This window comes from Anaerovibrio sp. (assembly GCF_024697385.1).
Lineage (GTDB): Bacteria > Bacillota > Negativicutes > Selenomonadales > Selenomonadaceae > Anaerovibrio.
Window position 1 is genome coordinate 1 of record NZ_JAILFV010000186.1, and the last position, 25,867, is coordinate 25,867.

The 25,867-nt window shown below is 42.8% G+C and carries 20 protein-coding genes; 9 read left to right on the forward strand and 11 right to left on the reverse strand.

Annotated features, from left to right (window positions below):
* Positions 1-375 precede the first annotated feature (375 nt).
* Positions 376-798: a PaaI family thioesterase gene (locus K6C05_RS09660; RefSeq protein WP_296734146.1), complete on the reverse strand. Its 423-nt coding sequence runs from the start codon at positions 796-798 to the stop codon at positions 376-378.
* Between the two features lie 121 nt (positions 799-919).
* On the opposite strand from K6C05_RS09660, the gene K6C05_RS09665 reads away from it, so the two are divergent.
* Both K6C05_RS09665 and K6C05_RS09670 read left to right on the forward strand, forming a co-directional pair.
* On the forward strand, positions 920-1,555 hold the full coding sequence (locus K6C05_RS09665) for an HAD-IA family hydrolase (RefSeq protein WP_296734148.1): 636 nt from the start codon (positions 920-922) through the stop codon (positions 1,553-1,555).
* A 14-nt stretch (positions 1,556-1,569) separates the two neighbouring features.
* Entirely contained in the window at positions 1,570-2,847 is a 1,278-nt protein-coding gene (locus tag K6C05_RS09670) for a metallophosphoesterase family protein (protein WP_296734151.1), read from the forward strand.
* Between the two features lie 338 nt (positions 2,848-3,185).
* Here K6C05_RS09670 and K6C05_RS09675 read toward each other — a convergent pair whose 3' ends face one another.
* The 10 genes from K6C05_RS09675 to K6C05_RS09720 all read right to left on the reverse strand — a co-directional run bounded on the left by K6C05_RS09675 (position 3,186) and on the right by K6C05_RS09720 (position 14,496).
* Entirely contained in the window at positions 3,186-4,475 is a 1,290-nt protein-coding gene (locus tag K6C05_RS09675; RefSeq protein ID WP_296734153.1) for a PLP-dependent transferase, read from the reverse strand.
* 275 nt (positions 4,476-4,750) lie between these two features.
* Positions 4,751-5,896 (reverse strand): tetratricopeptide repeat protein, encoded by a 1,146-nt coding sequence (locus K6C05_RS09680; RefSeq protein ID WP_296734155.1) that lies wholly within the window; start codon positions 5,894-5,896, stop codon positions 4,751-4,753.
* A gap of 210 nt (positions 5,897-6,106) precedes the next feature.
* On the reverse strand, positions 6,107-6,538 hold the full coding sequence (locus tag K6C05_RS09685; RefSeq protein ID WP_296734157.1) for a flavodoxin: 432 nt from the start codon (positions 6,536-6,538) through the stop codon (positions 6,107-6,109).
* A 35-nt stretch (positions 6,539-6,573) separates the two neighbouring features.
* Positions 6,574-7,140 carry a DUF3793 family protein gene (locus K6C05_RS09690; protein ID WP_296734159.1) on the reverse strand — a complete coding sequence of 189 codons (567 nt, stop codon included), beginning with the start codon at positions 7,138-7,140 and terminating at the stop codon, positions 6,574-6,576.
* A gap of 300 nt (positions 7,141-7,440) precedes the next feature.
* Complete coding sequence (locus K6C05_RS09695) at positions 7,441-8,361, reverse strand: SufD family Fe-S cluster assembly protein (protein ID WP_296734162.1); 921 nt, start codon at positions 8,359-8,361, stop codon at positions 7,441-7,443.
* Between the two features lie 12 nt (positions 8,362-8,373).
* Positions 8,374-9,105, reverse strand: a complete 732-nt coding sequence (locus K6C05_RS09700) for an ATP-binding cassette domain-containing protein (RefSeq protein WP_296734165.1) — start codon at positions 9,103-9,105, stop codon at positions 8,374-8,376.
* Positions 9,106-9,380: 275 nt separating this feature from the next.
* A complete protein-coding gene (locus K6C05_RS09705) occupies positions 9,381-10,667 on the reverse strand; it encodes an adenylosuccinate synthase (protein WP_296734167.1) in 1,287 nt (428 codons plus the stop codon).
* A 206-nt stretch (positions 10,668-10,873) separates the two neighbouring features.
* Positions 10,874-12,166, reverse strand: coding sequence for an adenylosuccinate lyase (purB, locus tag K6C05_RS09710; protein ID WP_296734170.1), 1,293 nt, complete (start codon positions 12,164-12,166; stop codon positions 10,874-10,876).
* A gap of 191 nt (positions 12,167-12,357) precedes the next feature.
* On the reverse strand, positions 12,358-12,939 hold the full coding sequence (locus K6C05_RS09715) for a TIGR04076 family protein (RefSeq protein ID WP_296734171.1): 582 nt from the start codon (positions 12,937-12,939) through the stop codon (positions 12,358-12,360).
* A gap of 45 nt (positions 12,940-12,984) precedes the next feature.
* Positions 12,985-14,496: a phosphomannomutase/phosphoglucomutase gene (locus K6C05_RS09720; RefSeq protein WP_296734174.1), complete on the reverse strand. Its 1,512-nt coding sequence runs from the start codon at positions 14,494-14,496 to the stop codon at positions 12,985-12,987.
* Positions 14,497-14,942: 446 nt separating this feature from the next.
* Between K6C05_RS09720 and K6C05_RS09725 the strand changes: the two genes are divergently transcribed.
* The 7 genes from K6C05_RS09725 to K6C05_RS09755 all read left to right on the forward strand — a co-directional run bounded on the left by K6C05_RS09725 (position 14,943) and on the right by K6C05_RS09755 (position 25,867).
* Entirely contained in the window at positions 14,943-15,899 is a 957-nt protein-coding gene (locus tag K6C05_RS09725; protein WP_296734176.1) for a YybS family protein, read from the forward strand.
* 21 nt (positions 15,900-15,920) lie between these two features.
* A complete protein-coding gene (locus K6C05_RS09730; protein WP_296734179.1) occupies positions 15,921-17,945 on the forward strand; it encodes a DHH family phosphoesterase in 2,025 nt (674 codons plus the stop codon).
* The gene (gene rplI / locus K6C05_RS09735; protein ID WP_296734181.1) at positions 17,917-18,363 is read left to right on the forward strand and encodes a 50S ribosomal protein L9; all 447 of its coding nucleotides are present in this window, start codon (positions 17,917-17,919) and stop codon (positions 18,361-18,363) included. Before K6C05_RS09730 ends, rplI begins: the two co-directional genes overlap by 29 nt.
* A 13-nt stretch (positions 18,364-18,376) precedes the next feature.
* Positions 18,377-20,347, forward strand: coding sequence for a Lon family ATP-dependent protease (gene lonC / locus K6C05_RS09740; protein ID WP_296734185.1), 1,971 nt, complete (start codon positions 18,377-18,379; stop codon positions 20,345-20,347).
* A 48-nt stretch (positions 20,348-20,395) separates the two neighbouring features.
* Positions 20,396-21,733 (forward strand): replicative DNA helicase, encoded by a 1,338-nt coding sequence (gene dnaB, locus K6C05_RS09745; RefSeq protein ID WP_296734188.1) that lies wholly within the window; start codon positions 20,396-20,398, stop codon positions 21,731-21,733.
* A gap of 120 nt (positions 21,734-21,853) precedes the next feature.
* Positions 21,854-22,639 (forward strand): response regulator, encoded by a 786-nt coding sequence (locus K6C05_RS09750; protein WP_296734190.1) that lies wholly within the window; start codon positions 21,854-21,856, stop codon positions 22,637-22,639.
* 75 nt (positions 22,640-22,714) lie between these two features.
* Positions 22,715-25,867: an ATP-binding protein gene (locus K6C05_RS09755; RefSeq protein ID WP_296734191.1), complete on the forward strand. Its 3,153-nt coding sequence runs from the start codon at positions 22,715-22,717 to the stop codon at positions 25,865-25,867.

Below are 25,867 nucleotides of genomic sequence, written 5' to 3' on the forward strand. Positions count from 1 at the left end.
TTCACATATCTTCTTAAAACCAGTCTATCTGTCTCTAGCTTTTGCGTTCCACAATGTTTCATAAGTTTGTCCTTCCTTGTCGAATCCCGATTTATCGTCGATAATACGAAATCATTATAACATAATACTTGACGCGGTCAACGCAATTATGTATAGTCAAAACGAGCTGAACAATGGATATCTCACCACCATTCAGCTCGTAATTATCTTAGGGAGTCGCTTTTACAGAAAAACTTTCACACACTCTTGTCTCGTAAAAAGTCTAACTTTAAGGGGTCACCTCATGCTCCGCATTTCGCTTTTTTTATGCCTATCTTTATAGTTTGATTGCCCCACCCTAAAGAGGAATGGACAGCTTACACCGAGTTATAAACCCTAACTATTTTCGGGAAGAAGTTCTCCCAATACATAAAAAGTGCCGCTGGCCCTGCAAAACAGTACTCCATCACTGTTTGTAAATTCAGTTTCACAAACCATGGTATGCCTGCCATTATGAATGACCTTACCCGTTGCCTTTATCATTGTTCCCACAGGGGCACTTTTAATGAAATTCATGTCAAAAGATAATGTAACTACTTTTTTGTTACAGGATAAGCATGCAGCACCCATAGCAGTATCTGCCAGACTCATCAATGCCCCGCCATGTGCAACTTTATAAAAATTACAATGTTTTTCCTCCACAGGCATACTTAAAACTACACAGCCCTCCCGGAGCTCTGCAACCGATATATTCAAAAGCTCAACATACGGATTTTCTTTATAAAACAACCTGACATGCTTATTCAATCGATTTATCATACTGTCACCTCGTTATCATTTTATCCCCACACAGCATTATGCTATAATTTATGCTATAATGCAATTTATAAAACAACTATCCTTTATAAGTATATATAACATAATAACCGAGGACACCTCCATGAAATACAATTTCTATTTTTTTGATTTCGATTATACTCTGGTAAATTCTGAACAGGGCATAGTGGGATGCTTCATAAAAACCATGGAACAATTGCACATACCACCTAATCCCTGGGATGAAATAAAAAAAACAATCGGCATGCCCATGATGGATGCCATTTCCCTGCTAACAGGGCTGACCTCTGAAAATGAAAAAATGAATTTTTTAAATATCTACAAGATGTATGCAGCGGAAATGATGACTGATAATACTCATTTCTATCCTGATACCATTAAAGTTCTGGAAAAAATAAAAGCCGCCGGCTGTACTACTGCCATAATCTCCACAAAAACCAGACACCGCATAACAGAAAAATTTGAACGGTCACATTGTGAAAATCTGATTGACCTGATTATCGGCAACGAGGATACCACCACCAATAAGCCCGACCCCCAGGGAATCAACCTGGCCATGCGGCTCACCGGTGCCAACAAGCGTGAGGTGCTATACATAGGAGACAGTCTTTTTGATGCCGGCGCAGCAAAAAATGCCGGAGTCGATTTTGCTGCGGTCTTGACCGGTAATACCACCAAACAGGAATTTCTAAATTACCCCCATGTACAGCTGATGGAGACTTTAAGTGAATTATTATAGGGAGAATATCTAAAATGAATTTTAATATATCAAGACGGGATTTTCTGAAAATATCAGCCCTAAGCCTTATCTCCTCACTATTTAGGAAAAGTCCTGTTACCAGTGCAGCGACCAACAATGATATACTCTGCCCCCGGCAGCTTATAACAGATAATTGTGCAGCATCCAGGGTCATCATGTGGCATTCAAAAGAAAGTCATCCCCAATTCCAGGTGCAGCTAAAAAATGCTGACGGTACTGAAAAAGTATTTAAAGGTGCTTACCAAAGGTTTACCGATGATGATACCACTATATATATTTACAGGGTAAAATTGGATTCCCTAACTCCAGGAACAAGTTATTCTTATCAAATACAGATGGATAGCTGTACCTCCCCCTGGTACCCATTAACCACCAATGATAATGATACCATAAAGGCTTTGATTTTCCCGGATTCCCAGTGTTCAGACGGATATATAACCTGGAAACAGGTTGCCACAAGTGCTTTTAATGATCATCCGGACACCCCTTTATTCATAAATATGGGAGATCTGGTAGATAACGGGGAAGCATCATATCAATGGCGCCAATGGTTTGATGGCATAAAGGCATTCATGCCAATGCGTGTATTTGCGCCTCTGATGGGCAATCATGAAACCTATGATTTAGACTGGAAATGCCGGTTACCCAAGGCATTCCTGAACTATTTCTCATTTCCGGACAATGGCAGTACAGACTTTAGGAATTATTACTATTCCTTTGATTATGGTCCGGTACATTTCATAGCACTCAACAGTCAATTTGAGGAAATTGACCCTATAAAGCCAGGTTTGCTGCAGGAACAATTTGCCTGGCTTGAAAATGATGTCCGTACAGCAAAAAAACCATGGAATGTAGTGTTAATACATAAGGACATAATTAATTACGAAAACCTCAACAGCCCGGAGCCTTTGGCCGATATCGATATTGTGGGTAAAACCTTCATGCCATATTTTGACAAGCTGGGCATTGATCTCGTCCTGACGGCCCATCAGCACACCTATAGACGCCACGGCCACATATATAATTTTTCTCCTTCAGAGGATAAGGGCCCGGTTTATATTGATACCGGTGTTGCCGGAAACTGCCGTTATAATGTTCCACGCACTAAAAGGTTTGATAAGATAATGTTGCCTCAGCCTGAAACAGATAATTATATCTTATTAGCAGGAAATGCTTCCCGATTGACTGTGCAATGTTTTTTGCCGGAGGGAAAGCTTATGGATACATGCACATTAACCAATAGCAAACAAGATATTTCAATACAAAAATAACTGTTAAAAAAAACAACTTATATTAAGAAAAAATTAAAATTTTTTCTTGACAGCGATATTCTCAGGCCGTATAATGTATACACAAGGTCAAGAGGTGGCCTCGTCGTTTTGTAGCACTTATTTATTGATTACGGCGGACGTCACAGACCTGAGCGAAGGCGGAAATTATCCGCCTTTTTTTCTTGTAAAAAAATTGCAAAACAATTCAAAACAATACACCTGCTAAAATAATACCTTCCTTAACGGATACTGATATGAGTACCATTAAGGAAGGTATTTATCTGCAGATTGTCCTCAAAGCTGCTCTCATGTATCTTTGCCGGCAAAATCTGTCCAAATCAGTCAACAGTCAACAAAGCCTGTTGTATATCTTTTATAAGATCGTCCTTATCTTCCAGGCCACATGACAATCTAATGAGTCCTGCCGGTATTCCTGCAGCCTCAAGCTGTTCATCAGTCAGCTGCCTATGGGTGGATGTGGCAGGATTAAGACAACATGTTCTGGCATCAGCCACATGGGTTTCGACAGCTGCCAGCTTCAAGTGCTTCAAAAAGGTTTCTGCGGCTTTACGGCCACCCTTTAATTCAAAGGATACTACACCGCAGCCTCCATTAGGTAAATATTTCTGCGCCAAATTATAGTACCGGCTGCTTTTCAGTCCCGTATAGCTTACATAAACCACCTGAGGCTGCTGCTCAAGAAATTCAGCTACAGCCTGCGCATTCTCCACATGACGCTGCATTCTTACATGTAATGATTCCAAGCCAAGATTCAGCATAAAGGCACTCTGTGGTGACTGGACACAACCCAGATCCCTCATGAGCTGTACCGTAGCCTTAGTTATAAAGGCGCCTTCCTGTCCAAATTTTTCCGCATAAATCAATCCATGATATGAAGCATCCGGAGTACACAGCCCAGGGAACTTATCCTTGTGCTCCATCCAATTAAATTTACCTGAATCAATGATAGCACCACCTACTGCAGCACCATGGCCATCCATGTATTTTGTGGTAGAATGAGTCACAATATCTGCTCCCCACTCGATAGGCCGACAATTCACCGGTGTAGGAAAAGTATTATCCACGACTAATGGCACCCCATGTTTATGAGCTACCCTGGCAAACTTTTCTATGTCCAGTACGGTAAGGGCAGGATTAGCTATAGTCTCTCCGAACATTGCCCTGGTGTTGTCCTTAAAAGCAGCATCCAGCTCATCCTCTGTGGCATCCGGTGATACAAAGGTTGCCTCGATTCCCATTTTTGCCATGGTTATAGCTATCAGATTAAAGGTGCCGCCATAAATTGATGATGATGCAACAATATGACTTCCTGCTTCACAGATATTAAACAGGGCAAAGAAATTTGCCGCCTGCCCGGAAGATGTCAGCATTGCTGCGCTGCCCCCCTCAAGAGCAGCTATTTTTGCCGCCACACTATCACAGGTAGGATTGGCCAGACGAGAATAAAAATATCCGCTTTCCTCCAAATCGAACAGCTTTCCCATATCTTCACTGGTATCATACTTAAATGTCGTGGACTGTATTATAGGAATTTGTCTTGGTTCACCATTTCCCGGTGTATAACCGGCCTGTACACATTTTGTATTTATAGAATAATCCTCATTCATATCAATAACTCCTTTTTATGATATTTGTGCAGCAAAAGGTCTGTTTTCCACTGCGTAACATTAAAATAGACAGCGGAACGCTCAATAGTTAATTTAGCAACAGGACACCCTGTATCCCCTAAATCCCATATCTTATAACGCAATTGTTAAAATTTTTCTTCTTTAGAAGAAAAATCTTCCAATTAGCGTTTCAACGAGCTGGGAGATATGCTCGCCAGCTGTTGTAGTTTGTTTTCCCCCACCTAAAGAGGAAGGGGACATCTTAAAGCTCGTTATTATTGTGCCTGCAGGAGCGTCCAGGCCTTCTGAACCTGAACATTATCAGGGCACAACTCCAACAATTTTTTAAAATCAGCTTCACTTACCTGATGATTTCCCATGACCTCAGAAATACAGCCATGATTGTATAATGCTATGGTATCCTCCGGGACTGTTTGTAGTATCCTGGAATATATCCCAACGGCCTGCTGATAATCTCCCATTACTGCCAGAAGATACGCCTTGCCTGTTAAAGCCGCATAACAATTTGGATCCACCTGCAACGCAGTATCATACTGGTTAATGGCTTCAGCACTCTTGCCCCATTCCCGGAGCATATCACCAAGATTAATGTAAGCAGTAACATTTCTATTGTCGATGTGTAAAATTTCATTACAGGCCCGTATGGCAACCCGATAATTTCCAAGTTTACGGGCGGTCCGGTACACCTCTTCCCAGGCTGCAATATTGCCTGAATTAGTCTCGGCAAAATGAACCGCCTGAGCCAAAGGACTATTGCTATAGTCAAAGGACTGAGCCTCACGCCACAATCTTAATATATCCTGACCATAATATGTCCCTGGTACGGCCCATTTACCGTTTAAATCCGGCCAATATATGGCAGATCCCTGATATTCCGGATATTTTTCCACCAATATCATAAAACGCGGGTCTACCAGCTCCTGTTTAGGCATTTCCTTGGAGGCATAAGCTATAAGATGCTGGATATGTGCCCGAACCCCCCGTTGTGGAACAAAAAAGCTATAACCGGGAGCCTTATTGCCTGTAGCTCCCAAACCACAATAATTATTCTGTTTGTAACTCACATCATTTCCATAACGGAAAAAATCCGTTTCCTTCAAGGCCTGGCATAATGCCACATCAGGGCGTATACCTTCTATAGCCCCCTCTGTATAATAGGCCTCTACCAGTTCTTCAAGGGAACAGTTTAATTTAGGCGCAGGACTTCTGGACAAAATATAACGCACCATTTGATCCGGACTCACAGTAGGTGGACCTAATATTGTAACCTTATCTACCTCCTGTAATGTATACCAGTTGATTATTGGTCTGTAGTATTTGCTCATATCACCTTTGGCGTCGACATGAAAGGGGCACAGCCATAAAATAGATAAAATGAGCATAAATCTGATTAACTTCATAAAGTCATCTCCCTGTTTTCCTCGAGACTTTAACTCAATAGATATCATCCGCCTGATATCCACCCCTATATTCTAACAAACAATTGCTTTTTTGTGAATTAAACCTTTAAGACATCAAAAAACTGGCTGCATCAGGCAGCCAGTTTTCCGGAGTATCAGCTTTAAACAGACCCACAGGTCTATTTTAAGTGATTGCTGTAATATATTCTGTCAAGCATTGGCCTTAATGAAGCCAGAGGCAAATTCCCTGCACTGGGTCAAGCCATCATCATCCGGTTCATTATTGATCATTACTCCATCCTGATACACCTTTGCACCAGCATTTTTGGAGCGTTCCTGCCAATCCTGAAGCCATTCTCCATTCCCCCATCCGTAGGATCCAAAAAGCCCAACAGGTTTATCCTTTAAAGATCCTTCAGCCTCAGCAAAGAAAGGCTCAAATTCAGCCTCCTCCAAAACCTCACAGCCCATCGCCGGACACCCAAACAAAAAGCCATCATAATCCTGCATCTGACCAACAGCAAAGGCATCAACGGAAAACAGTTCTGTGTCTGCTCCTGCTGATTTTGCTCCCTCAGCCATAGCCTCAGCCATAGCTTTGGTATTTCCTGTTCCTGACCAATATACAACTGCAACCTTCATATTACTAAACTTCCTTTCTATAAATAAAATAAGACTTATGCAGCCCTTATTGCCTCCCTTAAGCTGGTTCCTGACGAAAGCTGATTGCACAAATTATTTATGCAATCATTATAGCATTGAAACAATCTTTTCACCGCCGGCACATTGGAATAAACCTTCCAGAGGCCACTAAAAAGATAATTATGCCCCTTGTAGTCAATGAACCCCTTAACATCCTGAGGAGGGTACCCCAAAAAGATACCTATTTCGTGAGGAAAACCTGCACTTTCCTTGACTCTTTTCACCAGGTATTCCAATAATGAATCCAGCTTTTCATCCACTGGATAACCAAACTGTTTGAGAATTTCCACAGCCAAGGGTCTGCGCAACATGCGTTTCATCAGCTCAGGTTTATAGAACAGCATCAGCCGGTGATTTTTTTGCTTTGAAAGCTGAATAAATTCTATGCCATGACATCTGAAACATTCTGCATAATCCTGAAGGAACATGTTGAATTCCTTACTGTTTTTAACCTGCAGTGCAATCATGCTGCCTGCCTTAATCCCCCTAAAGGTTGGAGCACAATGACATGCCAGCTGATGTTCATAGTAAGTAGTATCCATGATTCACAACCCAATCAATAAATATTTTCATTTTCATTTATATCTATACTATACCACATTGAAAATAATTATCAATACCATTTGTAAAATATTATTCCCAATCCTTCAAAAGGGCTCCCGCAATTATCTATTGGCAATAGAAAACCTGACTGCATAAAACAGTCAGGTCCCTCTTAATCGCTTCGCATAACCTATCCATTAATTGATATTTTCTTCTTTTTGAAAAAGCCTGTATTAGCCCAACGAACACCAAATTTGCATCCCAACAGGTGGGAAAAAGTTCCCGTCAGGCAGCGCTGATCATCTCAGGAAGCCGCCAATAATCTGTTCTTCCGCTTCAGCTTCTGTCAATCCCAACGACATCAGTTTGATAAGCTGATCTCCCGCAATTTTACCTATTGCGGCCTCATGAATAAGTGCCGCATCAACATTTTTGGCATCCAGCCTAGGGATGGCAACAATATGTGCATTATCCATAATTATGGCATCACATTCTGCATGTCCATTACATATGGTATTGCCCACAATAGCTACCTCAAAAATCTGTTCTGAATCATCCTTGGCTACAGAACGGGAAATAACATCTGTGCTGGAGCCATCTCCATTCAGTTCAACTGAATATACACTTGTTGCCTTCTGCTGTCCATGAGTCATGAGGCGTTCATGAACGATCATTGTTGCTCCTGCCGCCAATTCAGCCTTGGTTGTGCGATAGGTATCATCTACACCTTTTATTTGTACCATGTCCATATCCACATAGCTGTTTTCCTTCTGGTAGACCTCAGTAACCGGGTTTAGTATTCTTTTTCCGGTACCGGTGCCTTCACCATAATGTTTTTCCACATATCTTATTTTGGAATTCTTGCCCACGAAGAACCGATGAACACCATCATGCTGGGAATCCTGTGACCCACAATTATTGATACCACACCCGGCTACAATGGTAACATTGCAGTTTTCACCAATATAAAAATCGTTATAGACTACTTCCTTGATGCCACTTTCACTGATTACAACAGGGATGTGTACACTCTCATTCTGTGTACCATCCTTGATGTATACATCTATGCCGGGATTATCAGTCTTAGTGACAATATCAATGTTCTCAGTGGTATTACGGGCTGCCTTTTCACCGTTGGCCCTGATATTATAGGCTCCCTTAGGCATGGAATATAAATCTGCCACTTCTTTCAAAAGCTGTTTCTGTATATTATCTAACATGGTTCATGCCTCCTAATTGGAAATCTTGCTACAGGAAATATTAACAGCTGATGCTGTTCCCAGGAGTTCCGGCAATATATCCTCTTTAGAACCATGCTTTGACACCTTGCCATCTTCAATAACAATTATTTCATCAGCAATATTTAATATACGCTCCTGATGGGAAATAATAAGAACTGTCCCCTGTACTGTTTTGCGGATATTCTCAAACACCTGGATGAGATTCTGGAAGCTCCATATATCTATACCAGCCTCCGGCTCATCAAAAATAGAAAATTTGGTACCCCTTGCCAAAACTGTAGCAATCTCTATGCGCTTCAGCTCACCACCGGACAGGGAGGAATTAACCTCGCGGTCGATGTATTCCTTGGCGCATAATCCCACCTTTGACAGGTAATCACAAGCCTTATTCACTGATATGTTGGTGCCTGTAGCCAAACGCAACAGGTCAAGCACCTTAATTCCCTTGAAATGCACCGGCTGCTGAAAGGCGAAGCTGATTCCCAATTTGGCTCTGTCCGTAATATTAAGCTTGGTAATATCCTCGCCATCAAATATCATTGACCCGGATGAAACAGGGCGAACCCCCATTATCAGTTTGGCCAGTGTTGATTTTCCCCCACCATTGGGGCCGGTAATAACAATAAATTTTCCATCACCTATACTCAAATCAAGATGGTCAATAATGGTTTTAGTTTCATTATTCTCTTCAACCTGATAGGTGATATCCTTCAGCTCAAGCATAATCTTCTCCTCTATCAATACAATACACACAATCTGTTAACTCAGGATATTTGAACACCAATGACGGGAGCAGCTGATGGCAATGGCTTTTATCCGGCAAACACTGCCCCCTGCCATAATCAGTCTACAACCATTTTTAACATATCCAGTTTAAATATTATACCACACATCCTGACTACATCTCCACCCTATTGGAGCAGGGAAAAAATAAGGCTCCCCGACCACAAGCACAATAGTATGCCTGATGAACGGAGAGCCTATCACCCTGTCCCTATTTAAAACAGGTCATTTGCCATAATTATTGTCTGATCACGGTTTGGTCCAACTGAAACGATTCCCAATTTAATTTCGGCAACCTCTGCCAGGCGCTCCAGGTAAATACGGGCCTTTTCCGGTAAGTCCTCATATTTGCGGATGCCACTGATGTCTGTCATCCAGCCTTCAAAGGTCTCATATACCGGCTCTACTTCGCCTAAAATCCTCAGAGAGGCAGGAATCTCATTCAGGAGCTTGCCATTATGCTTATAGCCCACACACATTTTAATTTCCGGCAGATTGTCCAAGATATCCAGACGAGTAATGGCCATATAATCAATACCGGAAAGCAGTCCCGCATAACGGACAACACAGGCATCCAGCCAGCCGGTACGCCGAGGGCGTCCGGTTACTGTTCCATATTCATGCCCGGCCTCACGGATTTTATCACCAATAGCATTTAGCTGTTCTGTAGGGAATGGCCCTTCACCTACACGGGTGCAATATGCTTTCACAACTCCAACAACCTTGTCTATATCCCTTGGAGCCACACCTGCACCTACACAAACTCCTCCTGATACAGGATGCGATGCAGTGACATATGGATAGGTACCGTAATCTATATCCAGCATGGTAGCCTGAGCACCTTCAAACAGCACTTTTTTGCCGGCCTTCAGCTCATCATGCAGCAGGGCAATAGTATCACAGACATATGGTCTGAGTCTGTCTGCATAGCCTTCGTACTCTGCCAGAATAGACTCATAATCCATTGGCTCCTTGCCATACATACCCACAATCTGCTTGTTTTTTATTTCCAGATTTTCCTTAAGGCGCTTAGGGAATTCTTCCTTGTCAATAAAATCGCATACTCTTATACCTATACGGTCATCACGGTCGACATAGCATGGACCAATACCATTTTTGGTAGTACCTACCTTGTTGGCTCCCTTAAGCTCCTCAAGATAACTGTCCATTTCACAATGATAAGGAAGTACAACATGGGCACGGTTACTGATACGGATACCACTGACATCTATCCCTTTTTCAATCATGCCATCCATTTCCTGAAGCATAACTTTTGGATTAAAGGCTACACCATTGCCGATAACATTCAATGTTCCCTTAAAAAGAATTCCTGAAGGCATCAACCGCAGCTTATATTCTACTCCATCTACAGATACAGTATGGCCTGCATTGCTTCCGCCCTGTGAGCGAACCACCGTTTCAGCACGCTGTGCCAAATAATCTACAATTTTTCCCTTGCCTTCGTCACCCCATTGGGTTCCTAGTACTACTACTGAAGCCATAAAGGTCTCTCCCCTCATTCGGTATCTAATCAGTTTATTTATCCGATATTAACAGGTAACATATCCCTCCCCAATGTCAGGTAAATGATACCCAATAAATAGTGGATAAAGCCGACTGGTCCCCAGTGGAAACATGTGCCTCCCACTGAAGCAGTCCCATTTATCAAAAACGATAGGGCCGCAAAGCGGCCCCCTGAAATTGTATCTTAAAGTCCAAAACGCGCCATAATCATGTCAACATGACGGAGGAAATAATCAACCTTGAAGCATTCGTCAATTTCTTCCTGGGACAAATACCTCACAATATCCTCATCCTTGCTGATATTGGTCTTGAAGTCTTCCTTCTCCAGCCATCTCTTCATGGCATTACGCTGCACCCATTTGTAAGCATCCTCACGAAGTACACCCTTGCTTACCAAGGCAATGAGAATACGCTGACTGAATATGAGTCCACCGGTTTTGTTGAGATTTTCTATCATCGCATCAGGATATACCAAAAGCTTATCAATGATATTGGTAAACTTCTTGATGCAGTAATCCACATTGATTGTAGAATCAGGCAATATTACACGCTCTACTGATGAATGGGAAATATCCCTCTCATGCCACAAGGAAACATTCTCCATGGCAGCCACAGCATTACCACGGACAAGTCTGGCCATACCGGCAATACGCTCACAAGTAATAGGATTACGCTTATGTGGCATGGCAGATGACCCCTTCTGCCCAGGGCTGAAATACTCTTCGGCCTCCCTGATATCTGTACGCTGCAAATTCCTTATCTCAGTGGCAAACTTTTCAAAGGAACTTGCTACAATGGCCAATGTGGTCATATATTCAGCATGACGATCACGCTGAATAACCTGAGTAGCCAACGGTGCAGGAGTAATCCCCAGTTTCTTGCATACCAGCTCCTCGATTTTAGGATTGATATTGGAATAGGTCCCTACAGCACCTGACAGTTTTCCGACTGCCACTATCTTTTTTGCATGCTCAACGCGCTCAATATTGCGGTCGACCTCGTTCATCCAAAGCGCCAGCTTAAGGCCAAAGGTCATTGGCTCTGCATGTATACCATGGGTACGCCCGATACATACCGTATGCTTGAATTCCTTTGCCCGACGCATTAATACTTCACGGAATTTCTTTAGATCATCAATAATCAGCTCTGCAGATTTTTTCATCATTATTCCCAGAGCAGTATCCTTGACATCACTGGAGGTAAGTCCTTTATGAATATATTTGGAATCATCTCCCACATATTCTGCCACATTGGTCAGAAATGCAATAATATCATGATTGGTTTCCTTCTCAATTTCCTTGACACGATCCAGGTCAAAATGAGCCTTTTCGCGGATATTGACAGCAGCCTCCTTTGGAATTTCTCCCAATTCAGCCATAGCCTCACATGCAGCGATTTCCACATCCAGCATTACTTCAAATTCATGCTGTAATGTCCAAATATTTCCCATCTCCGGATTTGTATACCGTTCGATCATTGATGCACATCCTCCTTATTTAGAAAACAGGTTTTTCCCTACAACCACTTCCGGCCGTATCACTGAAAACCCGACCTCAGAATAACAACATCTACACATTGTCACCCAAAGAATATCATAGCATTTGCCCCAAAAGACTGTCAAACTATTCCTGTATGTATACAAAAAGCAATACCGGGAGTATCTCCCCCTTATTTAATGCCATGCGCGGTTATTATGGTATAACTGCCGGCATTGACTGTTATGACACAGGCATCCGTCTTAACATACCAATTTTTCCCCTTTCTGGTGATGGCCGCCATCGGGTTTGTAATCTCCTCCCTGCACCAGGCAACAATATCATCACATTCCAGATTCATATTTCTCTTGATTCGTTCCATCCCAAGCAAGGTAGTATGAAGTCTGTCAACATTACTAAGCAGTTCCCGGCCAATGTCCCCTGCAGAATTATTCTGCCCCTGACTACGGTCTTGACCTATGGCTTCCAAAAGAAAACTCACCGGGCGAAAGCCATCATTACATGAAATCATGGCCGAACAGGGATTTTTCATCCAACCATCAAAAAAATTCCCCTTCCCCCTGGCCAGCTCCAGGACAAATGGTTTCATTGTTTCCCAGGCACTTGCACATAATCCATCAGGAGGTTTGCCCTCATTGACGAAAAAAACATCGCCTACCTTGATATCACAAGGATTCTCCATAAAATTCTCGTACTTTTCCATTAAATCCGGATAGACCGCTCTTTTCATTGCAGTTATACGAACCTTCTTCATTCAATACCCCCGAAAAATACTAAGGTGATGTAATTACAGAGAGATTTAATCCATTACACTTATATCCAGATGCTCAAATCCGGCTACAAGCTCTTTGGCAATCTCAGTGAGCCTCTCACAATCGCCAGGATTTCGGCCTTCTATGTTCATGGGCATATTAGGATCATGCAATGAAAGTCTCAGCAGGACCCAGCCCTTATCCGGAAATACCAGTCTGATACCTTCAAAAGATGGCTCGGCCAGTTTTATACCCTTATCAACAGCCCGCTGTCTGAATTTATCCAGCACCTGGGCTCCATAAGCCTTAAAATCTTCAACGCCCCGAATATATAACCTATACTCCCTGGCCTCGGCCGGATAACCCAAATCCCTGATAAGCTCTGCCAGGGAATCTCCTGTTTTCATGGCCTTGGCTGCAGCAATAATCAGCTTCACTGCCAAATATGCCCCATCATCCAGATAATAATTTTCGCTAAGTGCCCCGTGCCCTGAAGTTTCGATGGCCAGTGGCGAAACCTCCCCACTGTTATTAAGGCGTATACACTCATTAATTACATTTTTATAGCCACGCATATATCTATGATGCTTTAGCTTCAGATGCTGTTCCAAAAATATGGTCAGTTCATCGGAAGTAACAGAATCCGTTACGATAGTGCCATTAGGATACTCCCCTGACAGGATAGCCGCCATCATTGCTATAAGGGCATTTCGGTTAATTTCCTTACCATCTGGCAGGACTGCACTCATACGGTCCACATCCGTATCAAAAATTATCCCCAGATCAGCCTTGTGCTCCAAAACCGCCTGCTTGATAGAGGCCATTGCATCCTTGTTTTCCGGATTAGGTATATGATTCGGGAACCTGCCGTCCGGATCCAGGAAGCAGCTGCCGGTGGTATCGGCGCCCAGGGGCTTTAAGACCTTATCAACAAAAAAACCACCGGCACCATTACCTGCATCAACCACAATATGCATCCCCTGCAACGGCTGTTGATAATTATCATCAGCCTTTACCCCACTTCTGATTTTGTCACAAAGATGATCAGAATAAATATCAATGAGCTTAAGGCTGTCATAATTGACCATCTCAACCTCAGCCGCATCCAAGGTGGCTGCCAGCTTTAACACCTCTGTAATATCGGCTTTCTCCAAGCCGCCATCCCGGGTAAAGAATTTCAGGCCGTTTCTATTAAAAGGCAGGTGGCTGGCAGTAATCATAATTGCACCATCCATCCTGACTGAATCAAAAACAATTGACATGAACATGGCCGGTGTAGATGCCATTCCACAGTCAACAGCAGTAGCGCCTTCACCCATAATACCCTTTATAGCCTCGTCTTTCAGAACCTCTGCACTCAGTCGCGAATCGTGCCCAACAGCTATTTTCATGTTGCCTGATATCTTATTGTATTTTTTTGCCAAAAACACTACAAAAGCTGCAGCTATAACATTCACTGCCTCAGGTAACAAATTAACCTTTTCTCCCGCCACACCTTCCATGGCAATTCCGCGGACATCACTTCCATTTTGCAGCTTAAGCAAATCACTCTCTTCCATTTTCGACCCTCCATATGTATATATATTTTTTTATTTTCATCACACCAATCAGGGCATCACCAGTTCATACATATTTCACCTGACAAAAGCCCATATTTAAATTATACACAATTTTTCACCTCATAGCATCATCCAAGATTACTAAAAGCTCCAACCCAAACTCATACAACTGCCACAAAAGCCCTAAACAACGGTTCAGGACCATAATTTGAACAAATATATAAGATAATGGTATAATGACATATTAGTGCGAGGTAATCTCCTGTGTTATGATGCCATTGCTGCATTTTTCCTTAAAGTGAAAAATCTACCAACCAGCAATTTCTCATGAACACTGGCTTTACGCCGCAACGAGGCAGAGGGCGTTATCGCCATAAGTTATGGCTGGCTTCTTTCATTTAGTCCCTCATTACCCTCGTTAAATGTAATAAGGAGTATCTATAAATATGGCAGAGCAAAACATAAAATCCATGACCGAGAGTGGTTTATTGGCAGCAATAACCATAATCACAGCCCTAATCGGTGTTTACTTACCTGTATTGGGAACTGTCGCTATTCTCATATGGCCACTCCCCATACTGATACTGGAGGTTCGCCATGGAATGAAGTGGACACTGCTAAGTATTTTGGCCTCCGGCATAATTATGAGCATTCTCATAGAGCCTTTGGCCGCTGTCCGCATGGTTATCGGATTTGCACCACCAGCTATTGCTTTGGGGTATGGCTTTCGCAACAACCTGCCGGCATCCAAAAACCTGATGCTGTCATTAATGGCGGCTGTTGTAGCAATGCTTTTAGCAATGGGTATACTTTTTTCTGTCACGGGAATCAACCCCTTTAATATGCAGGTTGACATGTTAAAGGAATCCTTTGAGGCTACCATGTCAGCCTATGAAGCAATGGGGATCCCTGCTGAACAGGTAGCTGACAGCAAAAGTCAGTTTGAAGTGGCTTTCAGCATGATAACACTTCTGATGCCATTGGTCATCATATGCTCCGGATTAATCACAACCTGGATCAACTTTGCCATTGGCGGAAAAGTCCTGAGGCGTTTGGGGCATCCGGTCAGATCATTGCCGGACTTTGAGGAATGGCGCCTTCCAAAACTCATTATTTATTTCTTTGCATTTTCCCTGATAGGACTGTATTGGGGCAGTGCCAAAAATATAGATATCCTTTACCAAATTTCTCTTAATGTAAATATATTGACTACCTTCGCCGGGTTCATACAGGGAATTGCCATCATGAGCTATTTCCTGCATCACAAAATATCCCGCTGGGTGTTTTGGCTGATTGTAGCCTTTATTTTCCTCAATGGTCTTATTGCTCAATTAGTAGCCTTTGTAGGGCTATTCGATATGCTTTTCGATTATCGCAAGCGTTTTGCAAAAAGACAACAATAATTTAGAATCGAGGTCAAAAAAATGCCAAGAAATCTGAATGCTTTGATTGATATTATCATCATACATTTAGCTGCACTTTTGCTGGTAGTTGTGCTGTTTGTATACAATTTTTATATTGGTGCAGCAGCCTTGATGGTATGGCTGGCAACCTTATTTTTTGGTTATGAGCGCTGCCAATATCGCTCAGAGGAATTTGCCCATTACTGCCATACAGTAATAAGCAATGTAAATGACGCATCCAATTATGCGATAGACAACCTGCCACTAATAATTGTCCTGGTGGATAAAAGTGGCCGTCTCCAATGGTTCAACAAGGAATTGGAAAAGCACATAAAACCGGTTCCTGAATATGGAATGTCTGTCACCCAGGGGGAAGATGCATTTTGGCCTGAACTGGATCTGGACAATATATGGGGGCATAATGGTGAAACTGTATTCATTCATGATAATGTGCACTTCAAGGTGAAATACCGTCCTATTGCCACCAAGGAAGATACCTGTGGATTAATGGGACTCTATATACTCGATGATTCACCGTATCAGATACTGAAAAGAATTCATGCAAATTCCCGTTCAGTATTAATGTACATACAAATAGACAATTATAACGATGTGCTGAATGGATTAAATGATGCCGAGAAAAACCGTTTGATTTTCGAAGCCAATAAATTGATTGATGAGTGGATTATCCACCTGGACGGTTATATGCGCCGAATAAGTAATGACATGTATATTGCCATTATTGAACGGCGAAATCTCAATGTGGCAATCGAGGAAAAATTTCTCATCCTGGACAAGGTCCACAATCTCTTTAATACCACCAGCAAGCTTCCCGTCACTTTAAGTATGGGTATATCAGTAGCCGATAAACAAAACTATATAGAACTTGGTCAACAGGCACAGGCCATGCTTGATTTGGCCCTGAGCCGTGGTGGTGACCAGGCTGCTATAATGATGGGCAACCAGACCAGCTTTTTCGGAGGAAAGACCAAAGCCCTGGAAAAGCAGAACAGGGTGAAGGCCAGGGTAATGGCTTCAAATATCAAGGCCTTGATGCAAACCTCTGATGAGATATTTATCATGGGACATCATAACGAAGATTTTGATGCCCTGGGTGCCGCAATGGGTATTGCCCGAATGGCAAAAAGTCTGGAAAAACCGGTTCATATAATTCTCAGTGACATGAATGAAGGTATCGGCAAGATTATTGAGATGCTTTCTACCAGGGAAGAATATACTGATTTATTTATTTCCGAAGATCAACTGCTGAATATAACAGCACAAAATCCTGTACTGTTCGTAGTTGATACTTCCGTTCCACATATTACCGCTGCCCCGGATATGCTGAACCGTATTGAACAGATTGTGGTTATTGATCATCACCGTCGCAGTGAAAATTACATCAAAAACACCAAAATCACATATCTGGAAACGGCTACCAGTTCCACCAGTGAACTGGTAACAGAGCTGCTGATGTATTTCAGTGAAGATTTGCGTTTGACCAGGATAGAGGCTATAGCTTTATATTCAGGAATATTGGTTGATACCAAAAACTTTGCTGTTCAGGTAGGCGTCAGGACCTTTGAAGCTGCAGCATATCTGCGCCGCTGGGGAGCCGACCTGGTTGCAATACGGCAGCTGTTCCGAACTGATTTTGATACGGAGGTCGCTGAGGCAAAGGCAAAGGCCAATGCTACCATGTTGGCAAATGGACTGATTATAACAAAATGTCCGGATACCATGCCAAACATTCAGGTAGTAGCTGCACAGGTAGCTGATTCCATGCTCAGGATCGAAAATGTTCGTGTCAGCATAGTAGTCTTCCAGCTGAAACCAAATACTGTTGGAATCAGCGCCCGTTCCAGTGGGGAAATAAATGTTCAGGTCATCATGGAACACTTTAATGGTGGTGGCCACCAAAATGTAGCCGGTACCCAAATTACGGATATTGCACTGGATGATGTTTACAACCAGGTGTTGGAATTCACACAAAATTTCATAGAGGAGTATGATCAAAATGAAAGTGATATTACAGAAGGACATTAAAAATGTAGGTAAAAAAGGTGATATTGTAGAGGTTTCCGACGGATACGGCCGCAACTTCCTGCTGCCAAAAAAAGCAGCTGTTGAAGCTACCTCCAATAACATAAATGTAGCAAAGGCACAGGCTGGCTCCGCAGCCAGAAAAAAAGCGCAGGATACAGACGAAGCCAAGTTAATGGCAGCCCAATTGTCCCAGGTTACTATAAAAATACCTGTAAAAATTGGTGAAAATGGCCGCCTGTTTGGCTCAGTAACCGGCAAGGATGTCTCAGAAGTGTTAAAAAAACAGCATAATATTGATATCGACAAACGGAAAATCTCCATCAAGGATGAAGTAACCGGTGTCGGTACCTATGATGTCATCATAAAGGTACATCCGGAAATCACCAGCACCATAAAGTTGGAAATAATAAAGGGCTGATGCAGGTGCTATTATGAAAAACTTTTTTTCTAAACTTCTGAACTTAAAAACAGAGGACAAAGAGGCTGATGTAGCAGCTGCGAAAAATGCATTGTCCAAGGAGCTCCCACCCAAGGATGAGCTGGACAGAAAAGTCGATGCGCTGTTCAGCCTGCTTGTAGACTATTATGGATCAGACCGACTGGTAATAAAGGCAGGAAAGATGGATGCCCTGCAATATATACGCTCACCCGAACGAGGTGAGCGTATACTGGCTTTACAGAGAATTATCAGCGATAATCCCACCATCAAGGACATCCCAAGCGATGATGAAGCTTCGGAAATTCTGGACAGACTTACCGAGCAATTCTCTGACATCCTTGCCAGACGCTCTGTAGAGGATGATCTGGAAAAAAAGGTTGCTGAACGCCTGGAGGAAAATCATCTCGACTATGTAAAAGATATCAAGATGCAGCTCCTGAAGGAAGAGAAAAAAAATATTGAATCTCCCCTGGAACAAAAAAAGAGAGAGCAACTGGAAAAACTTGAGGAAATCAGCCTGACCCAATCGGTGATGGAGCTTTTACGCCCAACCTCTACCGATGAAATAGTTGGTCAATCCAGAGCTGTTGATTCGCTGCTGGCAAAGCTGAGCTCCCCATATCCACAGCATCTTATCCTGTATGGACCACCGGGAGTGGGCAAGACTACTGCTGCCCGGTTGGTACTGGAGGAAGCAAAAAAGCGCCGCCTTTCTCCTTTTGCGGAGGATGCGCCTTTTATTGAAACTGACGGAACCACTCTGCGCTGGGATCCACGGGATATGACCAACCCGCTCCTTGGCTCCGTTCATGATCCAATTTATCAAGGTGCCAGGAAAGACCTGGCCGATGTGGGCATTCCTGAACCAAAACCTGGTCTGGTCACTGATGCCCATGGTGGCATTTTATTTATTGATGAAATAGGCGAAATGGATATGATGCTGCAAAACAAGCTGCTAAAAATCCTGGAAGACAAGCGCGCCTACTTTGAATCTGCATATTATGACCCGGCAGACGACAAAATTCCTCCTTATATTAAAAAATTATTTGATGAGGGTGCTCCTGCTGACTTTGTGCTTATTGGTGCTACGACTCGTGAGTCATCACACATCAATCCGGCTCTCAGGTCCAGATGTGCCGAAATATATTTCGAGCCTCTCACACCAGCCAATATACAGGAAATCATTTCCAATGCAGCAGAAAAATTATCTGCTACCTTGGGTGATGGGGTTGCCAAATTAATCAGTGAATATACCATTGAAGGCCGTAAAGCCATCAATATACTTGCTGATGCCTACAGCCTTGCACTGGAAAGAAATACCTCCGATACAGATAGTCCGGTAGCAATTGAAAAAGCTGATATTTACAAGGTAGCTCAGGTCAGTCGTCTCAGTCCTTATATTACAAAAAAGGCCTCTGACCGCATGGAAATAGGCCATATCTTTGGCTTGGGTGTTGCAGGCTTTCTGGGATCGGTAATCGAAATCGAAGCCATTGCCTTTAAAGCCAGGGAGGAAGGAAAGGGTACTGTACGCTTTAATGAAACAGCCGGCAGCATGGCCAAGGATTCCGTTTTCAATGCTGCCTCTGTTATTCGCATGCTCACCGGCAAGGACATGCACGATTATGATATCCACATCAATGTAATCGGCGGTGGTAACATTGATGGGCCCAGTGCCGGTACAGCTATTTTGACAGCTATCCTTTCAGCCATTACAAGGCGCCCTATACGCCAGGACACTGCCATAACAGGGGAAATTTCCCTCCACGGCAAGGTACGGCCTGTTGGTGGAGTTTTTGAAAAGGCCTATGGAGCCAAGCAGGCAGGCATTATTAACCTGATTATTCCCGCCGAAAACGAAAAGGATATCCCAAAGAATCACCTTGGCTTAAACATTCATACTGTAAAAACTGCCAAGGAGGCCTTTGAATTATTATTGGGTCCTGAGGAGCAGACTGATTAACATTTAGTTTTCTGCTCTGCCTAAAACTAAATGGAGAGAAGAATTATCATGCAAAACATAGATCGGATGCCCCCACAAAATATTGACGCCGAGCAGGCAGTATTAGGGGCTATGCTAATAAAAAAGGATGCTATTGCTGAAGTCTCCCAGATTCTGAAGCCTGAGGATTTCTACCGCGATGCACATAAAATAATATATAAAGCTATGTTGGCACTGTTTAACAAAAATGAACCGGCAGATATTGTTACTGTGACCAATTACCTGGATAAGGACAACAACCTGGATAAGGTGGGCGGTATTACCTTTGTCACTGCTTTGGCCAATATGGTGCCCACGGCAGCCAATGTCACCTACCATGCCAATATCGTAAGGGAAAAGGCCGATTTAAGGCACCTTATCAATACAGCAACAGATATTGCCGGCATGGCATATGAAGCATCAGATGATGTAACGGATGTCATTGATAAATCAGAAAAAATGATCATGGAGGTCGCACATCGGCAAAATGTCAATGATTTTACTCCTATGAAGGAGATTGTCATTGAAACATTCGATAAAATCAATGTACTCTACGAATCAAAAGGAGGCCTGACCGGCATTCCTTCCGGCTTTATGGATCTCGATAGCCTGACCTCAGGGTTACAGGCATCTGACCTGATTCTGGTGGCAGCCCGCCCAAGTATGGGAAAAACGGCCTTTACATTAAATATTGCTGCCAATGTAGCCATAAAATCCAGGAAGAATGTTGCCTTTTTCTCCCTGGAAATGTCAAAACAGCAGCTTGTGCAGCGTATGCTCTGTTCAGAGGGTGGCATTGATTCACAAAAGCTGAAAAATGGTGACCTGAATGAACAGGACTGGGCAAAGCTGATGAATACTGCCGACAAAGTATCATCAGCTCCTATATATATTGATGATACTGCAGGCATCACCATTACTGAGCTTCGCTCCAAGGCTCGTCGCTTAAAGGCCGAACATGGCCTTGACCTGATTATAATAGATTATTTACAGCTCATGCAGGGAAGAACCGGCAAGGGGGGCAATGATAACCGACAACAGGAAATCTCTGAGATTTCCCGTTCCCTAAAGGCCGTGGCCAGGGAACTGAATGTCCCGGTAATCGCCTTATCACAGCTAAGCCGCAGTGTAGAAAGCCGCCAGGTAAAGCGTCCTATGCTGAGTGATTTGCGTGAATCAGGATCACTGGAGCAGGATGCTGACATTGTAATGTTCCTATACCGCGAGGATTACTACGATCCAGAAACCATAAACAAAAATATAACCGAAATCATCGTAGCAAAACATCGTAACGGCCCTGTTGATACGGTAAAACTGGTCTTCCAGAAGCAATTCACAAAATTTCAGGATCTGTCCAATAGACAATAACATATGTAAATTCTCCTCCCCCATCCAACAGATGGGGGATTTTTGCAGGAATTATAAAAGGATTTCTAGAATATAAAAAAATAATTAGCGTTAATTTGCCTCAAACAGAAAGGGAAAAACATGATGAAAACAATTCTTTTGGTACATAAGGGAAAATCCTTTATGGTAGGAACTATCACTAAAAATCTAATCGAGGACAACTACCAGGTTGTAGAGGTCCAACCCACAATAGATGAAATAAAACAGCACAAGGATAATGTTGACCTGATTTTATTGTATCTTGGCGATTATGTGGATGACATTACCAACGCCCTGGTTTATCTGAAGGATATCTGCACTGAGGAGGACAAGCTCCTCATGGTAATCGGCACTGCTTCAGAAATCAAAACAGCACAGGGTACTATCCCTGCCGCCTTAATAGCCTCAACCTTTGAGCGACCATTTGATATGAAGAAAATGGTGGCACAGGCGGATTGGTTGCTGAAGGCCAATGATGATCTGGCCCGTCGCAAAAGCATCCTCCTGGTTGATGATGACGGCACCTTTCTGAAGATGGTCAAGGATTGGCTATCCACTAAATATCGGGTGACGATAGTAACTTCAGGCACCCAGGCCCTGATGTACATCGCTGATAACACACCTGATTTAATCCTGTTGGATTATGAAATGCCTGTTACCTCCGGCCCACAAGTGCTGGAAATGATCAGGAGCGAATCAAAGGTAGATTCCATTCCTGTGATATTTCTCACCGGGAAGGATGATCCGGAAAGCGTCATGAAGGTGTTGGCCCTAAAGCCTGACGGATATCTGCTAAAAAGCCTGGACCGCTTGCAGCTCATAGGAGCTGTTGATGAATTTTTCGATAAACAAAAATATAAAAAGCTGCACGACTCCAATGTACTGTAATCCAGGATAACTATACCAAAAATCATGCCCATATTTGTCAATGACTGTGTTTCCATATCCTAAGGAGAAATACTTATGCTGCAAAAAAAATATATTTTTTTTAAAAACTACGATGGGGAGCCAGAGAAATGGCAGGATTTTTCCCGGACAGTACAGGATATAAAAGCCACTTTTGATTCCATTGGTGGTTCTTCGTTGTATATTCATCTTATCTGCTACAGTCTTGACCACGAATTACTTGATAAGGTACAGAAATGCATACATTCAGTTTTGCCACAGGCTGTATTAACCGGTATTTCGGAAATAATATTTTTCCAAAAAACAAAAAACAGCTATATGGTCATGAGTGTCAATTACTTCCAACAGGCCAAAATAAAGCTGCTGACTTATGACGAATGTTCAAAGGATGATGTTACCTGGAGTTCCAATGTGTCAAAGGAGATAGCTGCCTGTCCGGATGCCAAGGCAGTGGGTGTATACTGCAGCTGTATGAACCCGGAATTCATTCATTTTTTCAACAGGCTGACAAAGGAGAATGACCATCTTTTATTCTTTGGTTCGGCAACAAATGTGTTTAAGAATATCACTGACATTCCAACAAACCAGAAGAATTTGGCCCTGCTGAATCTCAAGGATTATCACAAGCCCTTTGTCATAGGCAATCAATTATATAATCATGGGATAGTTATGGTTATTTTTTACGGTTCAGAACTAGATGTACATGGTGATTATGTGCTGGGCTGGAAGCCTCTTGGCAAGGCACTGACCATAACAAAAACTGCTGCCATAAATTGTATCACAAAACTAAATGATATGCCGGCAACAGAAATATATCATCATTATTTGAATGTACTCCCGGATGATAATTTTGTATTTAACATAGCAGAATTTCCGTTGGCCGTAGAACGAAACGGTTGTCTGATTGCCTGGGTACCTATCGGGCATGATGACCAAAAACGATTATATTTCAATGGCGATGTCTATGATGGTGAAACCATCCGACTCACCTATGGTGTCCACAATGAAATGATCCAGGAAACAGCCCGTATCAGCCGAAGGATGTGCAGCTTTGCTCCTGATGGCATTTTCTTATCAGTCTGTTCCAGCCGGGTACTGTTTTTACAGGAACTTGCCAACAAGGAATTGGATTATTACCGTGAATTTGCTCCAGAGTTGGTATCAAATTATGGCTCCGCTGAAATCTACCACCACCAAGGAAAGGGTGGCATTTTAAACTGTGCGTTGATTTCAGTAGGCTTCCGGGAAGGTCCTATCAAAAATCCGGACAGCTGCAATATCCCGGTGCAGACCATGGATACATATAACATTATACCTTTGGCAAACCGCATGGCTACATTTTTGGATGCGATGGCACAGGAACTAACGCAATCCAATGAGGAATTAAAGATTATGGCCAAAACGGCTGATGCCGCCAATCAGGCAAAAAGCGATTTCCTGTCCAATATGAGCCATGAAATTCGCACCCCTATAAATGCCATATTGGGAATGGATGAAATGATTCTACGGGAGGCAACTGATCCAACTATTCTTGAATATGCCCAAAATATCGCTTCTGCAGGTAATACACTCCTTAATTTAATTAATGATGTTCTGGATTTTTCCAAAATTGAAGCCGGCAAATTAGAAATACTGCCTACTGAATATGCTCCAAGCTCATTATTAAATGATTTGGTAAACATGATTTCCCTGCGGGCAGCTAAAAAGAACCTTGCCTTCAATGTCGATGCCGCCCCGGACCTCCCATGTATGTTAGTGGGAGATGAATTACGAATCCGCCAGATAATTACCAATTTACTTACCAATGCAGTTAAATATACCCCAGAGGGAACTGTTACCCTTACCATAAAATGGGAAAAACTGACTGACAAGGACATATCATTGAAGGTTGCCGTCACTGACACAGGCATAGGCATTAAAAAGGAGGATATTTCAAAACTTTTCGAGGCCTTTAAAAGAATTGAAGAAGAGCGTAACCGCACTATTGAAGGTACAGGCTTGGGCATAAATATATCACAAAGACTGCTAAACATGATGGGCAGCACTCTGGAAGTGGACAGTACATATGGAGAAGGCTCCTGCTTCTATTTCACTGTGAAACAACAGGTGATTAACTGGGCTCCAATGGGTGATTATAATGAGGCCTATCATCAGTCCCAGGCCAATGCTTCACATAACCAGCAAACCTTTATTGCACCAGATGCAAATATTTTAGTAGTAGATGACACTGAAATGAATCTGACGGTAATAAAAGGCCTGCTAAAACGCACAAAAATACAAGTAGATACAGCTGTCAGTGGTTATGAGTGTCTAAAGCTTACACAAAAAAAATCCTATGATTTAATCTTCCTTGATCATAGGATGCCTGGAATGGATGGTATCGAAACTCTAAATGAACTAAAAAAATTTAATGACAGTCCGAATATCCATACCCCAATTGTTGCACTGACTGCCAATGCAGTTGCCGGAGCAGCTGAAATGTATATACAGGCCGGCTTTGATGCCTATATGACAAAGCCTATAGACAGCAGAAAACTCGATCAATGCCTGATGGATTATTTGCCGGAATCAAAGGTCCTCACTCAAGTTGAAGCCCTTGAAGAAACCCCGGACACCAATATTCAGCTTCCGAAGTGGCTTATATCAGTTCCCGGATTGGACACGGCTGCTGGAATAAAGCACTGTGGCAGCGTCAATGCTTATTTGGATGCTTTAAGGGTATTTGCAGAATCTCTCCCAAGTACTTCCCGGGAAATTCAAAGATTTTTCGAGGCCAAGGACTGCCTTAACTACACCACAAAAGTCCATGCCCTGAAAAGTACCGCACGGGTTGCCGGCTGCACAGAACTGTCAGAGAAGGCCCGCCGTCTGGAGGATGCAGGAAACAATAAATATCTGGATGAACTGACTACAGACACTCCAATACTGCTGTCTCTCTGCCAGAATTACATCAATGCACTAAAACCATTGATCCAAAAAGATACTGCCACTGAAGAAGAAAAGATACCTATCAGTGATGAAGAATTGACCGAGGCCTGGCAAACCCTGGAGGAAATCATTCAATCCTTCGATTATGACAGCCTTACTTACATGCTACAGGAATTAAATGGATACGCACTAAGTAAGGATGACTCTGACAAGCTAAATGCGCTACAGGAGGCAGCTAAGCTTCCGGACTGGACTGAACTGAAAAAAATACTGGGGCATTAA

Coding starts and splice junctions, on each gene's coding strand:
- K6C05_RS09660 (WP_296734146.1), bottom strand. CDS start 798: ATGATAAATCGATTGAATAAGCATGTCAGGTTGTTTTATAAAGAAAAT.
- K6C05_RS09665 (WP_296734148.1), top strand. CDS start 920: ATGAAATACAATTTCTATTTTTTTGATTTCGATTATACTCTGGTAAAT.
- K6C05_RS09670 (WP_296734151.1), top strand. CDS start 1,570: ATGAATTTTAATATATCAAGACGGGATTTTCTGAAAATATCAGCCCTA.
- K6C05_RS09675 (WP_296734153.1), bottom strand. CDS start 4,475: ATGAATGAGGATTATTCTATAAATACAAAATGTGTACAGGCCGGTTAT.
- K6C05_RS09680 (WP_296734155.1), bottom strand. CDS start 5,896: ATGAAGTTAATCAGATTTATGCTCATTTTATCTATTTTATGGCTGTGC.
- K6C05_RS09685 (WP_296734157.1), bottom strand. CDS start 6,538: ATGAAGGTTGCAGTTGTATATTGGTCAGGAACAGGAAATACCAAAGCT.
- K6C05_RS09690 (WP_296734159.1), bottom strand. CDS start 7,140: ATGGATACTACTTACTATGAACATCAGCTGGCATGTCATTGTGCTCCA.
- K6C05_RS09695 (WP_296734162.1), bottom strand. CDS start 8,361: ATGTTAGATAATATACAGAAACAGCTTTTGAAAGAAGTGGCAGATTTA.
- K6C05_RS09700 (WP_296734165.1), bottom strand. CDS start 9,105: ATGCTTGAGCTGAAGGATATCACCTATCAGGTTGAAGAGAATAATGAA.
- K6C05_RS09705 (WP_296734167.1), bottom strand. CDS start 10,667: ATGGCTTCAGTAGTAGTACTAGGAACCCAATGGGGTGACGAAGGCAAG.
- purB (WP_296734170.1), bottom strand. CDS start 12,166: ATGATCGAACGGTATACAAATCCGGAGATGGGAAATATTTGGACATTA.
- K6C05_RS09715 (WP_296734171.1), bottom strand. CDS start 12,939: ATGAAGAAGGTTCGTATAACTGCAATGAAAAGAGCGGTCTATCCGGAT.
- K6C05_RS09720 (WP_296734174.1), bottom strand. CDS start 14,496: ATGGAAGAGAGTGATTTGCTTAAGCTGCAAAATGGAAGTGATGTCCGC.
- K6C05_RS09725 (WP_296734176.1), top strand. CDS start 14,943: ATGGCAGAGCAAAACATAAAATCCATGACCGAGAGTGGTTTATTGGCA.
- K6C05_RS09730 (WP_296734179.1), top strand. CDS start 15,921: ATGCCAAGAAATCTGAATGCTTTGATTGATATTATCATCATACATTTA.
- rplI (WP_296734181.1), top strand. CDS start 17,917: ATGAAAGTGATATTACAGAAGGACATTAAAAATGTAGGTAAAAAAGGT.
- lonC (WP_296734185.1), top strand. CDS start 18,377: ATGAAAAACTTTTTTTCTAAACTTCTGAACTTAAAAACAGAGGACAAA.
- dnaB (WP_296734188.1), top strand. CDS start 20,396: ATGCAAAACATAGATCGGATGCCCCCACAAAATATTGACGCCGAGCAG.
- K6C05_RS09750 (WP_296734190.1), top strand. CDS start 21,854: ATGATGAAAACAATTCTTTTGGTACATAAGGGAAAATCCTTTATGGTA.
- K6C05_RS09755 (WP_296734191.1), top strand. CDS start 22,715: ATGCTGCAAAAAAAATATATTTTTTTTAAAAACTACGATGGGGAGCCA.